Origin of the sequence: Aliiglaciecola lipolytica (genome assembly GCF_018860635.1) — a bacterium.
In the GTDB taxonomy this organism is placed as follows: Bacteria; Pseudomonadota; Gammaproteobacteria; order Enterobacterales; family Alteromonadaceae; genus Aliiglaciecola; species Aliiglaciecola lipolytica_A.
The window spans coordinates 63,532-79,732 of the sequence record NZ_JAHKPT010000012.1 but is presented as its reverse complement, the minus strand read 5'-3'; the positions used below and the strand labels follow the sequence as shown (position 1 = coordinate 79,732).

At 40.9% G+C, this 16,201-nt stretch carries 14 protein-coding genes; 8 read left to right on the top strand and 6 right to left on the bottom strand.

The features are described from left to right. Window positions 1-188 precede the first annotated feature (188 nt). Complete coding sequence (locus tag KO530_RS05990; protein WP_216047506.1) at window positions 189-1,172, bottom strand: GlxA family transcriptional regulator; 984 nt, start codon at window positions 1,170-1,172, stop codon at window positions 189-191. Window positions 1,173-1,324: 152 nt separating this feature from the next. On the opposite strand from KO530_RS05990, the gene KO530_RS05985 reads away from it, so the two are divergent. The 5 genes from KO530_RS05985 (at window position 1,325) to KO530_RS05965 (ending at window position 6,377) form a co-directional block, all read left to right on the top strand. Continuing rightward, window positions 1,325-3,124: an acyl-CoA dehydrogenase gene (locus tag KO530_RS05985; protein ID WP_216047505.1), complete on the top strand. Its 1,800-nt coding sequence runs from the start codon at window positions 1,325-1,327 to the stop codon at window positions 3,122-3,124. 25 nt (window positions 3,125-3,149) lie between these two features. Further along, a complete protein-coding gene (locus KO530_RS05980) occupies window positions 3,150-4,157 on the top strand; it encodes an NADP-dependent oxidoreductase (protein WP_216047504.1) in 1,008 nt (335 codons plus the stop codon). Further along, window positions 4,154-4,918 carry an SDR family NAD(P)-dependent oxidoreductase gene (locus KO530_RS05975; protein WP_216047503.1) on the top strand — a complete coding sequence of 255 codons (765 nt, stop codon included), beginning with the start codon at window positions 4,154-4,156 and terminating at the stop codon, window positions 4,916-4,918. Before KO530_RS05980 ends, KO530_RS05975 begins: the two co-directional genes overlap by 4 nt. A gap of 86 nt (window positions 4,919-5,004) precedes the next feature. Next, on the top strand, window positions 5,005-5,769 hold the full coding sequence (locus KO530_RS05970; RefSeq protein ID WP_216047502.1) for an SDR family oxidoreductase: 765 nt from the start codon (window positions 5,005-5,007) through the stop codon (window positions 5,767-5,769). Between the two features lie 26 nt (window positions 5,770-5,795). Beyond that, window positions 5,796-6,377, top strand: coding sequence for a hypothetical protein (locus KO530_RS05965; RefSeq protein ID WP_216047501.1), 582 nt, complete (start codon window positions 5,796-5,798; stop codon window positions 6,375-6,377). 35 nt (window positions 6,378-6,412) lie between these two features. Here the strand turns inward: KO530_RS05965 and purB are convergent, their stop codons facing one another. The 4 genes from purB to KO530_RS05945 all read right to left on the bottom strand — a co-directional run bounded on the left by purB (window position 6,413) and on the right by KO530_RS05945 (window position 10,266). Next, entirely contained in the window at window positions 6,413-7,786 is a 1,374-nt protein-coding gene (purB, locus tag KO530_RS05960) for an adenylosuccinate lyase (protein ID WP_216047500.1), read from the bottom strand. A 9-nt stretch (window positions 7,787-7,795) separates the two neighbouring features. After that, window positions 7,796-8,434: a high frequency lysogenization protein HflD gene (gene hflD, locus KO530_RS05955; protein WP_436792294.1), complete on the bottom strand. Its 639-nt coding sequence runs from the start codon at window positions 8,432-8,434 to the stop codon at window positions 7,796-7,798. Next, on the bottom strand, window positions 8,431-9,555 hold the full coding sequence (gene mnmA / locus KO530_RS05950; RefSeq protein WP_216047498.1) for a tRNA 2-thiouridine(34) synthase MnmA: 1,125 nt from the start codon (window positions 9,553-9,555) through the stop codon (window positions 8,431-8,433). Before mnmA ends, hflD begins: the two co-directional genes overlap by 4 nt. A gap of 135 nt (window positions 9,556-9,690) precedes the next feature. Beyond that, on the bottom strand, window positions 9,691-10,266 hold the full coding sequence (locus tag KO530_RS05945) for a pseudouridine synthase (RefSeq protein ID WP_216047497.1): 576 nt from the start codon (window positions 10,264-10,266) through the stop codon (window positions 9,691-9,693). A 306-nt stretch (window positions 10,267-10,572) separates the two neighbouring features. On the opposite strand from KO530_RS05945, the gene KO530_RS05940 reads away from it, so the two are divergent. Then, on the top strand, window positions 10,573-12,795 hold the full coding sequence (locus KO530_RS05940; protein WP_216047496.1) for an NADP-dependent isocitrate dehydrogenase: 2,223 nt from the start codon (window positions 10,573-10,575) through the stop codon (window positions 12,793-12,795). 118 nt (window positions 12,796-12,913) lie between these two features. Here KO530_RS05940 and cspD read toward each other — a convergent pair whose 3' ends face one another. Beyond that, complete coding sequence (gene cspD / locus KO530_RS05935; RefSeq protein ID WP_216047495.1) at window positions 12,914-13,132, bottom strand: cold shock domain-containing protein CspD; 219 nt, start codon at window positions 13,130-13,132, stop codon at window positions 12,914-12,916. A 207-nt stretch (window positions 13,133-13,339) separates the two neighbouring features. Between cspD and clpS the strand changes: the two genes are divergently transcribed. Beyond that, complete coding sequence (clpS, locus tag KO530_RS05930; protein WP_216047494.1) at window positions 13,340-13,660, top strand: ATP-dependent Clp protease adapter ClpS; 321 nt, start codon at window positions 13,340-13,342, stop codon at window positions 13,658-13,660. Window positions 13,661-13,927: 267 nt separating this feature from the next. Beyond that, window positions 13,928-16,192 carry an ATP-dependent Clp protease ATP-binding subunit ClpA gene (gene clpA / locus KO530_RS05925; protein ID WP_216047493.1) on the top strand — a complete coding sequence of 755 codons (2,265 nt, stop codon included), beginning with the start codon at window positions 13,928-13,930 and terminating at the stop codon, window positions 16,190-16,192. The last annotated feature ends 9 nt before the right edge of the window (window positions 16,193-16,201 follow it).

The following is a 16,201-nucleotide window of genomic DNA, read 5'->3' as shown; positions in this document are numbered from 1 at the left end:
GGATATATTTTTAGAATTGGGTCATGTTTTAAGCTGCAAACATTATTTGGGCGCTAGTGTAATTTTATATTCCAACAGAATCCAATATTTATAGCTCAGATACGAGCAATGCTTTAAAGATAGTCATAAATGCCGACATTATTCGGTTATTTTTCAGATTTTTCGTTTGTTATTTAGCGAGTTCGAATTTAACTATAAGTACGAAAGAATTTTTTGCGATATTGACTCGGAGATAAACCGGTTAGTGAGTTGAACAATCGTGTGAAAGAGCGAGGATCTTCATAACCTACTTTTGTCACTATGGCTTCCAACGAAGAGTTCTCGGTTTCTAACAGTTTCTTAGCCGCTTCGACGCGAATGGATTGCAAATATGAAAAAGGAGTTTGCTCTGTGGCAATTTTGAAACGTCGCAAAAAGGTACGATTGGTTAGGCTAACTTGATTCGCCAGTTGGTCTAATGAAATAGGTTGATGATAGTTACTTTCTAACCACTCTTGCGCACGCAAAATCTCAGCATCTTGATGATATTTTTTACTTCTTAATTGCGCGTAAGCGGCTTGATTTCCCCGAGAAATATCTAACACATGGGCTTTAGCTGTATTGGTAGCCACATCATGGCCGCAATATCGCTCAATCAATAGCAGGGCTAGATCGAACCAAGCCATGCCGCCACCGGAACAGTAAATATTACCATCTTGTGTAATGAGTTTGTTCGACAACAAATCAACTTGTGGGTAACGCTTAGCAAATGTCTCAGCATATCCCCAGTGTGTTGTCGCTTTTTTATTATTCAAAATGCCTGCTTCGGCGAGAAAAAAAGCGCCGCTACAATTACTGGCAATATCAGTTCCTTTGCTATTGAAATATTGTAAAAAAGGTAGCAGGTTACGATTTGCTGACAACACCTCTTCGAGTTTTCCGCCTATAGTTGGGATGATTAATATGTCAGTTTGGTCAACATCTTCAATGGCTACTTGGCTCTTTAAAGTGAGGTGGTTGATGCATTCAATATCACGTTTTCCCACTGATGCTAGCTGAACATTAAAAATTCGTTCAGGGGGTTTGCCTTGCATCCGTTGCCAAGTCACACCCGCTAACGCAAATATATCTAATGCGCCTGTTATTGCACTGGCATAAGCATGTTCATAACCTAAAATGGTGACATTGTGCACGTTAAAATGACTCTATATAAGTTGGGTTTTTAAAAGCTTATCACGATTATGAATGTGTGGCGATATTAGCCATAAAAGAGTCAATAATGACAGTTAGCGTACAGGTCTAAATATGTGATGCTAGGTGCATGATCTAACTAAGGATGCACCTAATGAATGATGAATTAATCCACCCTAAAGAATTACCGTTTCAATTATATGAAGTGCTTGATATTGAATCGTTATTGCAACGTGAACGTTTTGCTGAACACAATAAAGAAACCTTCGATGCCATTTTAGCAACAGCTAACAAAATCGCTTCTGAGAAGTTTGCCACCCATAATGCTATTGCTGATGCAGATGAACCCAAATTTGACGGCACAACAGTGCATATGATCCCACAAGTTAAAGAGGCATTTGATGCTTATAACGAGGCGGGATTCATGGCTGGACGTTATGATTTTGAAGAAGGTGGAATGCAACTTCCTGAAACCATAATGATGGCAACCTCTGGCTACTTTATGGCGGCTAACCCATCGACTTCAGGGTATGCCTTCTTAACCGTCGCCGCAGCCAATGTGATTGGTAATTTTGCTTCAGAATCGTTAAAGCAACAATTTATGCCAAGAATGCTCAGTGGCGAATTCACCGGCACTATGGCATTAACCGAACCCCACGCGGGTTCTTCACTGGCAGACATACGAACTAGTGCGGTTAAAGCCGAAGATGGTAGTTACCGTATTAAAGGCAGTAAATTATATATCTCTGCCGGTGAACATCAGTTATCTAACAATATTGTACATTTAGTGTTAGCCAAAATTCAGGGCGCTCCTCCTGGCGTTAAAGGTATTTCACTGTTTGTTGTACCTAAATATCGCTTAGATGAAGCGGGCGAGCCAAGTACTAAAAATGACGTTGCATTGGCCGGATTGATTCACAAAATGGGCTATCGCGGCACAACCTCTACCGCATTGAGTTTCGGTGAAAATGGGGATTGTCATGGGTATTTGTTAGGGGAAGCTCATCAAGGGCTTAAGTACATGTTCTTGATGATGAACGAGGCGCGAATCGGTGTTGGTTTTGGGGCCGCTATGATTGGTTATAGTGGCTATCAATATTCTTTAGCTTACGCAAAAGATCGCACTCAAGGCCGTATTCCTCCAAATAATGCACCTACAGATCCGGCGACCGAAATTATTAATCATGGTGACGTCAAACGTATGTTATTGGCCCAAAAAGCCTACGTTGAAGGTGCAATGTCCCTTTGTTTATATGCCGCTAGGTTAGTGGATGATGTGAAAACGTTGGAATCTTCAGAACAAAGAAAAGTGACTGAAGAGCTGTTGGATCTGCTCACGCCTGTGGTTAAAGCATGGCCATCTGAGTTTGGCGTGAAGGCAAATGATTTAGCTATTCAAGTCTTAGGAGGAGCAGGCTATACACGAGAATACCCAGTCGAACAGTGCTGGCGTGACAATCGCCTTAACCCTATCCATGAAGGGACCAATGGTATTCAAGCCTTAGATCTGCTCACACGCAAGTTGTGGCAAGCAAATGGCGCAGGTTTAAACACATTGCAAACCCGCATACTGGCAGATTTTAACACTGCGACGGGAGAGAGCTGTGCTCCTCTAGTGAAATCCACTTTGGACTATATGGCAAAAATGCAACCGCTAATTCCGGTGCTTGGAGAAGCATTGCGAAATGAAAAGCTGCCTAATTTATTGGCTAATGCCCAATGTTTCATGAATGTATTTTCGAGCATTGTGATGAGCTGGATTTGGATCCGTCAAGCAAACGTGGCGGAAAAAGCATTGGCAGAGTGCAAAGCTGAAGATAAGTCATATTACCTTGGCAAAATTCAAGCGGCAAAATATTACATCAATTGGGAACTCCCTTTGATAGATAGAGACTTAAAACTACTTCAAGCATTCGACAGTAGTTGCAGCGATATGCAACCCGAATGGTTTTAATCACAAAGAAATGGAAACAACAATTATGAAAAGCAGACAATTTCTTTTAGCTTCACGTCCGGTAGGGACGCCAACGGCAGCAAACTGGGATTTTGTGAAAACAGAATTACCCACACTTGGAGACAATCAGATAAAGGTAAAAGTCCTGTATATTTCTCTCGATCCCGCCATGCGTGGTTGGATGAATGAAGGTAAATCCTACATTCCTCCAGTTGGTATTGGCGAAGTCATGCGAGCCGGTGGTGTCGGTGAAGTGCTCGAATCAACTGATCCTAATTTTAGCGCTGGAGACTTTGTATACGGCGGTTTTGGTGTGACCGATTTCGCCGTTATTTCAACTCAGGGCGTGTATAAAGTTGATCCCAATTTAGCACCGTTAGAGCGCTATTTAGGTGTACTAGGCATGCCGGGTATGACTGCATATTTTGGTATTTTGGACACCGGTCAGCCTAAAGCTGGCGAAACTGTTGTGGTTTCAGGTGCTGCTGGCGCTGTAGGCACTGTTGTTGGACAAATCGCAAAAATCAAAGGTTGTCGCGTAGTGGGTATTGCCGGTGGCGAAGACAAGTGTCGCTACTTAGTTGATGAGCTCGGATTTGACGGTGTCGTTGATTATAAAAATTCAGACGTTAAAAAAGCCTTAAAAGAGCAGTGCCCAGATGGTGTTGATGTGTTTTTTGATAACGTCGGTGGCGACATTCTCGATGACGTATTAACTCAGATAAACATGAAAGCCAGAATTGTTATTTGTGGCGCAATCAGTCAATACAACAACACTACAGCAGTTAAAGGCCCTTCAAATTACTTAACATTATTAGTCAATCGAGCTCGTATGGAAGGCATTGTGGTGTTTGATAATATTGAAAATTACGGCAAAGCAGCAGCTGAAATGTCAGGTTGGATCGCTGAAGGTAAACTGATTGCCAAAGAACACGTAGTAGAAGGATTAGAAACTTTTCCTGATACCTTACTGATGCTTTTCAGAGGGGAAAATTTTGGTAAGTTGGTGATTAAAGTGGACCATACATCATGAAAGCTGCAGACGTAGAAAATAAACATATAGTGGTTACAGGCGGGGCATCAGGGATTGGCGCTAAAACTACCGAGTTATTGGCGTCTCGGGGAGCTAAAGTGTTTTTTGGCGATCGTAATGTCGAGGGTGGAAAGGCCCTGAGTGAAGCGCTACAAGCGCAGGGATACGCTGTAGAGTTTTTTGCATTAGATGTTACTCAAAATGATTCTGTTAAAGCCTTTTACGCAGCAGCCATCGCTAAATTTGGACAAATTAATGTGGCCCTCAATAACGCTGGTGTCGACCATACACCGGCACGCATGTTGGATGTTCCAGATGAAGAGTTTCATCGCAATATTGCAATCAATTTGACAGGCGTCTGGTACTGCATGAAACAAGCTATTCAGCATATGCTGGAAGTGGGTGGTGGCCATGTAATTAATTTGGCCTCAGTCGCTGGAGTATCGGGGGCACCGACTATATCCGCTTATGGCGCATCGAAACATGGTGTGATTGGACTGACTAAATCAGTCGCTATTGAGTATGCTCGGGCCAATATTCGGGTTAATGCGGTATGTCCTAGTTTTGTTAAAACTCCCATGGTTGAAACTGTGTTGGCGAATTTTAATGAAAAGCAACAGAACTCTCTGATTGGTGCTAACCCAATGAAACGCCTTGGTGAAGCAGAAGAAATTGCCTATGCAATAGCATGGCTGTGCAGTGATGAATCAAGCTTCATGACAGGCCATTCAATGGTGTTAGATGGCGGATTAACTGCTTAATTAAATTATCCTTAGGCTCTTAGTCGTAAGGGCAATTAATTTCCAGAGCGCTTAAATGCAAAGCTCTTTATTTACAGGAACAAAAAATGAACAAAAATTTATTCGATTTAACTGGGAAAGTGGCATTAGTAACAGGTGCTAGTAGAGGCATCGGAGAGTCGATTGCACGATTACTCGCTGCTTATGGCGCTGAGGTGATTGTTTCAAGCCGCAAAATTGATGGCTGTGAAGTTATTGCGCAAAGTATTCGAGACAATGGCGGTAAAGCCCATGCTATGGCTTGCCACGTTGGCGAAATAGCACAAATAGATGCTACCTTTGCGCAAATCAAAGAACAGTTTGGTCAACTAGATATTTTGGTGAATAACGCTGCGGCCAATCCCTTTTTCGGACACATTTTAGATACTGATCTTGCCGCCTACGATAAAACTGTAGATGTGAATATTCGCGGTTATTTCTTTATGTCAGTGGCTGCCGGTAAAATGATGAAAGAGCAGGGCGGTGGCGTGATCTTAAATACCGCTTCTGTGAATGCATTGTCACCAGGCGATATGCAAGGTATTTACTCTATATCAAAAGCTGCCGTAGTGAGCATGACCAAAGCTTTCGCCAAGGAATGTGGCAGTTTGAACATTCGAGTAAATGCATTATTGCCAGGATTGACAGACACCAAATTTGCGTCGGCGTTAACTACTAACGATAAGATCCTAAAACAAGCTCTGCAAATTATTCCATTAGGCCGAGTAGCTGATCCTGATGAAATGGCGGGGACTGTGTTGTATTTAGTCTCTGATGCATCAAGTTACACAACCGGCACAACGGTTGTCGTTGATGGTGGTATGATGGCTTAAACACAGCCGTTATTACAGGAAATACCATGCAACATCAGTTAGTTGTTTGCTCCGATATTTTTGGACAAACCGAGTCATTTAAATCGTGGTGCAAACAGATTTTACCTGCGGACTGGCAACTTACCATTGTCAGTCCGTATATCTCTTCGGTGAACTTTACTGATGAAGCCTTGGCTTATTCCGCATTTCAACAGGCTGGCGGAATACAACGTTATACTTTACGAATTGCGGCAGCTTTGGCTGCTAGCCTCGCGGACAAAACCGTCATAGGCTTTAGTGCTGGGGCAGCTTCACTATATAAGTTGTTGAGTGAAAAAGACTATTCGCAAAGTATCGATAATTTTTATGGTTTTTATCCAGGCCAAATACGTTTTTTTACTAAACTCAAGCCTTCTCTACCAACCCAACTTTATTTTCCCCATAAAGAACCGAATTTCAACATAGATACTGTGATTGACGAATTAGCTATACATGACAATGTGAAGTGCCAAAAGACGGAATTCGAGCATGGTTTTATGAACTTGGCATCAAGGGGATACAATAAAGACGCTGAGCTAATTTTTACGCAAGAAATTAATCAGATATTATCGCTCCAAGCGGCTATTTAACCAACTTGGAACGATAAACATGGTGTAGATGAGGGTTATGCTGTGATTTTTTCAACCAAAGCAATTGCATCGCCAATATAATTTGCGGGTGAAATTTGCTTCAATTCAGTTTTCACATTATTGGGTAAATCTAAATTATCAATAAATTCAGCTATCGCAGCCTGATCGACTTTTTTACCTCGAGTAAGCTCTTTTAACTTCTCATAAGGTTTTTCAATACCATAACGTCGCATTACTGTTTGAATGGGCTCAGCCAACAATTCCCAATTGCTATCAAGTTCGTTTCTTAGACTTTGCTCGTTAACCTGTAACTTACTAATACCTTTTAAGGTCGATTCATATGCAATTACAGAGTAGCCCATACCCACACCGAGATTTCTCAAGACAGTAGAGTCAGTTAAATCACGTTGCCATCTTGAGATAGGTAACTTAGTGGCTAAATGATTAAACATTGCATTGGCTAAACCCAGATTACCTTCAGAGTTTTCAAAATCAATAGGGTTGACTTTATGGGGCATGGTTGAAGAACCAATTTCGCCGGCAATGGTTTTTTGTTTAAAGTGACCTAGGGCAATATATCCCCAAATATCTCGATCGAAGTCGATCAAAATAGTGTTGAAACGGGCCATTGCATCATAAAGCTCAGCAATATAGTCATGGGGTTCAATTTGAGTTGTGTATTGGTTCCAATTTAACCCTAGACTTTCCACAAAAGACTGTGAAAAAGCATTCCAGTCTATATCTGGATAAGCACTTATGTGAGCATTATAGTTACCCACTGCTCCATTTATTTTACCCAAAATAGTGACGTCTTTAATTTGCTCGCGCTGACGTTGTAAACGATGCATGACGTTAGCCATCTCTTTACCCATAGTGGTAGGAGAAGCTGGTTGCCCATGGGTTCTTGCCATCATAGGGATACTTTTATAATCAATGGCTAAGCGTTTAGTCTCAGCAATTAATTTGTCACAGTAAGGCAATATAACTTGTTCTCTTGCTTCACTTAACATTAGTCCATGAGACAAGTTATTGATGTCTTCAGAGGTACAGGCAAAATGAATAAATTCACTGACACTATTTAGCTCTTGGTTATTTTCAACTTTTTCTTTTAAAAAATACTCAACGGCTTTGACATCATGATTGGTTGTTTTTTCAATGGCTTTGATACGCAGGGCATCTTGTTCACAAAAATTATCAACGATATTATTGAGTAAAGTCATCGCTTCCGCTGAAAATGCCGGTACTTCGGTAATTTCGGCGGTGGTAGACAATTTTTGTAACCAGCGTACCTCGACTAGAACACGATATTTTAGCAAACCGTATTCACTGAAATAGTGTCGTAAGGCTGAACTTTTCGAGCCGTAACGGCCATCAACGGGGGAAACTGCAGTTAGTGCAGACAATTCCATGAATTACTCCTATTGAGATTGGTGAATACTGTGTTGTAACGTCAATGCGTTTGCCACAATGCTTTTTCGGTTAAATAAAATTTGTCGTCTTTTACCGCCTAATTGGCGCCATAAAACGGCAGAACGTAGACCACTTAATAAAAGCGCTCGGACTCTATGTTGGTTAGCGTCTTTCTTTAATTGATTAGGGGTGCCGGCTATTTGGATTTTTGCGCCCAAAGGGCTTATTACATCTGAATAAACACTGGCTAAATTACTGATCATTTGTTCATCGAATAAATCTAAATGTAAAGTTTGACGTTGAATTTGCTCTATGCGTTTTGATAGCTCATCTAACTTTTTCGATGATTTTTTGAGTTTGCGCTCTAAGCCTAAGATGCTGGCGATATAACGGGTGATTTCAGCGTCTTTTTGCATAGGTGTATTACCTAACTGACCAATTAACGTACCCAGTCCAAGCTTTAAGTTTTCGATACTACCATACACTTCAATTGTGCTTTGGGCATCAGTAAGAACTATGCTATTGATACTTGCCTTGAATGCATCGATGTCGGCTTCGCCTTTTCGGGCTACTGACTGCACTAAGGATGCGGCCTGACATACACCGGCTAAGGCTAAGGTTTTTTCTTTTTCATTGTCTATGTTCAACGCAAATAACTCTCTATAATTCCGCCACCTAGACATTCATCTTGTTGATAAAATACCGCGGATTGCCCAGGTGTCACTGCTTTTTGCGGATCATCAAAAAGCACTTTAATGTGGCCGTTAGGCTGAGGCGTAATAGTACAGGGAATATCTTCCTGACGATAACGTGTTTTTACTGCACAACGTATTTCTTGTTGCGGACCTAAGCGGTCAACCCAATGCAGTTGGTTTGCGATTAAGCCTACAGAGTAGAGGGCGGGGTGATCTGCGCCTTGGCCAACAATTAACACATTACGTTTGACGTCTTTGTCGACGACATACCAAGGTTCATCACCAAATTCTTTTTTACCACCAATGTGCAAGCCTTTACGCTGACCAAGAGTATGGAACATCAGTCCATCATGTTGACCTATTTCAATACCTTCAGCGGTTTCAATCACGCCAGGTTGAGCAGGTAAATACTGTCCTAAAAAGTCTTTGAACTTTCGTTCACCAATAAAACAAATACCCGTACTGTCTTTTTTATCGTGAGTAATAAGATCTTGCTGCTCAGCAATTCTGCGTACTTCAGGTTTTTCGATATTGCCAACAGGAAAGAGGGTTTTGGCAATATGTTCTTCCCCTAATGTGTACAGGAAGTAACTTTGGTCTTTATTTGAGTCCAAACCACGCAACATTTTCCAGTGACCATTTCTCATTTCACGACGCACGTAGTGCCCTGTGGCAATATAGTCAGCACCTAAATCTTCAGCTGCAAACTCTAAAAAAGCTTTAAATTTGATTTCCTTGTTACACATAATATCTGGGTTCGGGGTACGCCCAGCCCGATATTCTTCAAGAAAATATTCAAAAACGTTGTCCCAGTATTCGGCAGCAAAATTGATTGTATGTAACTCGATGCCAAGTTTGTCAGCTACTGCTTGCGCATCTGCTAAATCTTCAGCAGCTAAACAATATTCATCACTGTCATCTTCCTCCCAGTTTTTCATAAACAGGCCTTCAACTTGATAACCCTGTTGCTGAAGAAGATAAGCGGCCACAGACGAATCCACACCACCAGACATTCCAACGATGACTTTTATGTTAGCGTTTTGTAAATTTGTGGTCGTGTTCGTATTTGACATATTTGCTGGCGAATTCTTGGCTGCTAAATTGGGCGGCAAGTCTAGCAAAATAAAGCCTTTAGATAAATACGCAGGATTACAAAAAAGAACTAATTTATAACCAAATAATTAAACCATAATGGTTTTCTGAACTCCCTATAAAATCCGATATTTTCCGTTCTCTATGCCGTCAATTGTCCACTGCCCAATTTGATAACGAATAAGGCGTAGAGTGGGGAAGCCGACGGCTGCAGTCATTCTTCGAACTTGTCGATTACGCCCTTCAGAAATGGTTAACGATATCCAACTGGTTGGAATATTGGCTCTAAATCTTACCGGCGGTACACGTTCCCATACATCTGGAGGTGGGATTTTTTTAACTAGGGCGGGCATCGTTGGACCATCTTTCAATTCGATGCCTTTACTTAATTTACTAATAGCTTCCGGCGTAATATCACCATCTACCTGTGCCCAATAAGTTTTGGCAGTCTTCTGTTTTGGGTTGGCAATTTGATGTTGCAGTCTACCGTCATTGGTTAATACCAATAAACCTTCACTATCCCGATCTAATCGCCCAGCAGCATAAACATCAGGTACATTTATAAAGTGTTTAAGAGTTTTACGATTTTGCTCATCGGTAAATTGGGTAAGCACATCAAAGGGTTTATTAAATAAAAGTACGGTTCTTTTTTGAGCAGTTGGTTTCTTTTTTATGTGTTTTTTTTGATTCATTTTGAATAACTATTCACTTTTTTATGGTTTTCGTGTGCTTGGATCTAGTAAACGGAGTTTAGCCCATATATCATTGTTTGTTAGCATCTATAACCTTTCGTGATGAACTATTTATTGTCGTTGTACACGAAGACTCAATCTAATTTATGCATAAATAATGTAATAAAATACTGGTTATAATAGCTATATTGATTAGAATCTGTGCTCAAATTTTTAAGTTTTTTGATAAATTTTTTAATTATCAGCGCTTTCGTCTGAGTAATTTGGATTAACCAGGCGGTTACGCCGCCACCACTGAGGTATATAATGACTACATCAAAGTCTAAGATTATTTACACAAAAACTGATGAAGCCCCTGCGTTGGCTACATACTCACTTTTACCCATTGTACGTAAATTTGCTACTGCAGCGGATATAGAAGTTGAAGTGAGTGATATATCGTTAGCTGCCAGGATTTTGGCTATCTTCCCTGACTACCTAACCGATGAGCAAAAAGTCCCTGATGCATTATCTATCTTAGGGGATCTTACCCAGTCACCAGAAACAAATATTATTAAACTGCCGAACATCAGTGCTTCAATCCCTCAATTAAAAGCTGCGATTAAAGAGCTACAAGATAATGGTTTCGCGTTACCTGAATTTCCAGAAAATCCGCAAACAGACGAAGAAAAAGAAATTAGAAACCAATACGGTAAAGTGCTAGGTAGTTCAGTAAACCCAGTACTTCGTGAAGGGAACTCTGATCGTAGAGCACCTACAGCGGTTAAAAACTATGCGAAAAAACATCCTCATTCAATGGGGCCATGGAGCCAAGCTTCTCGCACCCACGTTGCCCACATGCATGGTGGTGATTTCTACTCAGGTGAGAAGTCAGTCACGGTAGAGAAGGCGGGTCATGTTCGTATCGAATTCACCGACACTGCTGGTAATAAAACGACGCTAAAGCCGCGTGTTGATTTACTTGCTGGTGAAGTGATTGACGGCATGTGCATGAGCAAAAAAGCATTGTGTAAATTCTTTGAAGAACAAATTCAAGATGCCAAAGAAACGGGTATTTTGTTTTCTTTACACGTTAAAGCAACCATGATGAAAGTGTCTCACCCAATTGTATTTGGACACTGTGTTAAGGTTTTCTACAAAGAATTGTTCGATAAGTACCAAGACTTGTTTGATGAGCTAGGTGTTAATCCTAACAATGGTCTGGGCAGTGTTTACGATAAAATCGCAACCTTACCTGCTTCTCAGCGTGCCGAAATTGAAAAAGATATTAACCGTTGTTATCAAGACCGTCCGCCGCTAGCGATGGTTAATTCAGACAAAGGTATTTCTAACTTGCACGTACCAAGCGATGTTATTGTTGATGCGTCTATGCCTGCAATGATTCGTAGCTCTGGTCAAATGTGGGGTCCAGATGGAAAACCTCAGGATACTAAGGCTGTTATCCCAGAAAGTACTTATGCAACGATTTATCAAGAAGTGATTAACTTCTGTAAAACTCATGGTGCATTTGATCCAACTACTATGGGTACAGTTCCAAACGTCGGTTTGATGGCGCAAAAAGCTGAAGAATACGGTTCTCACGATAAAACATTTGAAATGACCGGTGACGGTAAAGTACAAATAATCGATCAAGATGACAATGTACTTATCGAGCACGCTGTTGAAGAGGGTGATATCTGGCGTATGTGTCAGGCCAAAGATGCGCCTATTCGCGATTGGGTGAAACTTGCGGTTACTCGTGCAAGACTTTCAGGTATGCCAGCAATTTTTTGGTTAGATGATGAACGTGCTCATGATGTTCAACTAATCAACAAAGTAACTGAGTACTTAAAAGAGCATGATACTGAAGGTTTACACATTGAAATAATGGCGCCAGTTCGTGCTATTCGTTACACCATGGAGCGCGCTATTCGTGGTTTGGATACGATTTCTGTTACCGGCAACGTATTGCGTGACTACCTAACTGACTTATTCCCAATTTTGGAACTAGGTACCAGTGCAAAAATGTTGTCTATCGTGCCACTAATGGCCGGTGGCGGATTGTTTGAAACGGGGGCTGGCGGTTCTGCGCCAAAACACGTTCAACAATTTGTTGAAGAAGGGCATTTGCGTTGGGATTCGTTAGGTGAGTTTCTTGCTATCGCCGTATCTCTTGAAGATTTAGCGATTAAAAATGACAATGGTAAAGCTAAGGTATTGGCAGCAGAGTTAGATAAAGCTACTGAAACCCTGCTGAATAATGGTAAGTCACCATTACGTAAAGCGGGACAACTTGATAACCGTGGTAGCCATTTCTACTTGGCTATGTATTGGGCACAAGGGCTTGCTAGCCAAACTGAAGATGCTGAATTGGCAGAGTATTTTGCACCAATTGCAAAAGCATTAAGTGACAATGAAGAAAGTATTGTTGCGGAAATTGATGCAACTCAAGCTAAACCAGCAGATATTGGTGGATATTATTATCCAAATGAAAGCTTAATTACTAAAGCAATGTGTCCAAGCTCTACACTAAATTCAATTATTTCTTAATTGTATTTGGACTTTATCGATCGCATCCATTAGGGGCGGTCGATAAACAAGACACACAAAAAAGCAGGCAATGTATGCCTGCTTTTTTATTTGAAAAGTAGTATTAAGTCTAGCTTAACTATCTTTCAGGTTCGTCGCTTATGCCTATGTTCTCTGCATGTAAGCCTTTTGGGCCTTGCTGAACTTCATAGGTCACTTCTTGACCTGCTTTTAAAGAACGATAACCGTCCATCTTAATCGTGGAGTAATGTGCGAAAATATCTTCTCCACCATCATCAGGGACAATAAAACCGAACCCCTTTGCATTGTTAAACCATTTGACTTTTCCGACCGCCATACATCTGCTTCCTTTTAATCCCTTGAACTGACACTGCTTAATCCCCACTATAAGTATAGTAAAGATAGGGCAAATCGACTGCATAACGTTTTACCCTATTTAAAATGTAGATATTTTAACCTACAAATGTCAAGGTCAAATTAATTTAATCGACAAAAATTGTAAAAAACAGCACAATTTAAGTCAAAACGGCACTATTATTTGAATATGAGCAAAGATAATACGATAAGCATAGATCACAACAAGCACTTAGAAGCGGTTAAAAAGAAAGTTGAACCGCCTCCGATGTACAAAGTTTTGATCAATAACGATGATTACACACCGATGGATTTTGTTATCGAAGTGTTGATGCGCTTTTTTAATATGGACTCAGAAAAGGCCAGTCAGCTAATGTTAACTGTCCATTACCGTGGTCGCGCTGTTTGCGGTGTTTATACAGCTCAGATCGCCGAAACCAAGGTGATGCAGGTCAATCAGTATGCCAGAAAGCATCAGCATCCATTGATGTGCAGTATGGAACAAGCATAAACGAACTTAACTACGGTTAAATGTCTTTAGCTAAAGTTTTTATGCCGCTGATCGCACAAAACATTTGATTTTAACCTTTGAATCAGAGAGTCTGATTACGAAGAAAGATGTGAAAATGGAGGCTTTAACCACTGAAATGTTAGTTTCTAAACAGCGTTTTTGTGGCTAATAAACTGATCAATAAGGTTTTATCCGTATTCCAGATAAAAATCAGCGTCAGTTTACTTCAGGGTTAACTAACCAACCCGATTTTAGGAGGGTATAAGTATGTTGAATAAAGATTTAGAGCAGACCCTTAACGAAGCGTTTATATTTGCCAGAGAGCATCGTCATGAGTTTATGACGGTGGAACATCTGTTACTAGCGCTTTTAGATAACAAAGCCGCCAGAGAAGCTCTCAAAGCTTGTGGAGCAAATATTGAGTCAATAAAAGCTGAGTTGGTCGATTTTGTCAAAGACACGACTCCGCTAATCTTAGAAGATGACACTAGCGACCGTGAAACGCAGCCCACTTTAGGGTTTCAGCGAGTGCTTCAGCGCGCGGTTTTTCATGTGCAGTCATCTGGCAAAGAAGAAGTGACAGGTGCCAATGTTCTGGTAGCGATTTTCAGTGAACAAGAATCTCAAGCGGTTTATATTTTGAAAAAAACCGATGTCACACGCTTGGATGTGGTTAATTTCATATCCCATGGTGTGAGTAAAAATGATGAAGAATCCAGTATTGAAAACCAAGAAGAGACTGTCGAAGGTGAAGAAAATACCTCGGTGCTTGAAAAATATTCTTCCAATTTAAATGTTCTGGCCAAAGCGGGTAAAATTGATCCTCTTATCGGTCGAGATGCTGAATTAGAAAGAACCATTCAAATTCTATGCAGACGACGCAAGAATAATCCACTACTAGTGGGCGAAGCTGGCGTCGGTAAAACCGCCATTGCAGAAGGTTTAGCGTATCGCATAGTGAATAACGAAGTACCTGAAGTAATAGCTTCATCAACAGTCTACTCATTAGATTTAGGTGGATTATTAGCGGGAACTAAATACCGTGGTGACTTCGAAAAACGCTTGAAAGGTATTCTTAAAGAGCTGAGTAAAGATGACGATGCGATATTATTTATCGATGAAATTCATACCATCATAGGTGCAGGTGCCGCATCAGGTGGTGTTATGGATGCATCTAATTTGTTGAAACCTAAGCTTAGCAGTGGCGAGCTGCGCTGCATCGGCTCTACTACTTATCAGGAATACCAGGGTATTTTTGAAAAGGACAGGGCGCTTGCACGACGTTTCCAAAAAATTGATGTGGCAGAACCCAGTGTGGCTGATACCACGAAAATTCTTATGGGGTTAAAAAGTCGCTATGAGAAACACCATAGTGTGCGCTTTACTAATCAAGCGATTAAAGCGGCCTCAGAGCTCTCTGCTAAGTATATAAACGAGCGTCACTTGCCTGATAAGGCTATTGACGTGATCGATGAAGCAGGGGCTTCACAGCGCTTATTACCCGTTTCTAAGCGACGTAAAACTATTGGTGTAGGTGAAATAGAGCACATTATTGCCAAAATGGCCCGTATTCCTGAAAAGTCAGTATCAGCTTCTGACAAAGAAACACTGAAAAATCTGACACGGGATTTGAAATTAGTCGTGTTTGGACAAGACCAAGCCATTGAAACCTTATCTGATGCGATTCGTTTGTCTCGTTCAGGTTTGGGAATTGAAACTAAACCTATTGGTAATTTCATGTTCGCTGGTCCTACAGGTGTCGGTAAAACAGAAGTTACTCAACAATTAGCCAAAATTATGGGTGTAGAGTTGGTCCGCTTTGACATGTCTGAATATATGGAACGCCATGCGGTCAGTCGATTGATTGGTGCTCCCCCAGGCTATGTAGGCTTCGATCAGGGGGGCTTGTTAACGGATGCCGTGATTAAAAATCCTTACTGTGTTGTGTTGCTTGATGAAATTGAAAAAGCCCACAGTGATATTTACAACATTTTGCTACAAGTGATGGATCACGGAACCTTGACCGATAACAACGGACGCAAAGTTGATTTCCGTAACGTGGTTTTAGTTATGACCACGAATGCTGGTGTGCAAGAAACCATTAGAACGTCGATTGGTTTCAAACAGCAAGATCACAGCTTTGATGCAATCAGTGAAATTAATAAAATATTTACGCCGGAATTTAGAAACCGTTTAGATGGGATCATTTGGTTTAATCACCTTGAGTCAGATGTCATTCTTCAAGTGGTGGATAAATTTATTATTGAGCTGCAAGTACAGCTGGATAACAAAGGTGTGTCTATGGAGATTGACGATGCAGCTCGTAATTGGATTGCAGAAAAAGGTTACGACAGAGCAATGGGCGCGCGTCCAATGGCCAGAACTATGCAAGAGTATGTGAAGAAAAATCTAGCTAACGAATTGCTATTTGGTGAGTTGGTGAATGGTGGTAGTGTTAAAATCACCATGAAAGACGATAAGCTTAAGTTTGATTATTCTAATCAAAGCTCTAAACAAGCCAGTAAAGTGTAATCGTTTAAG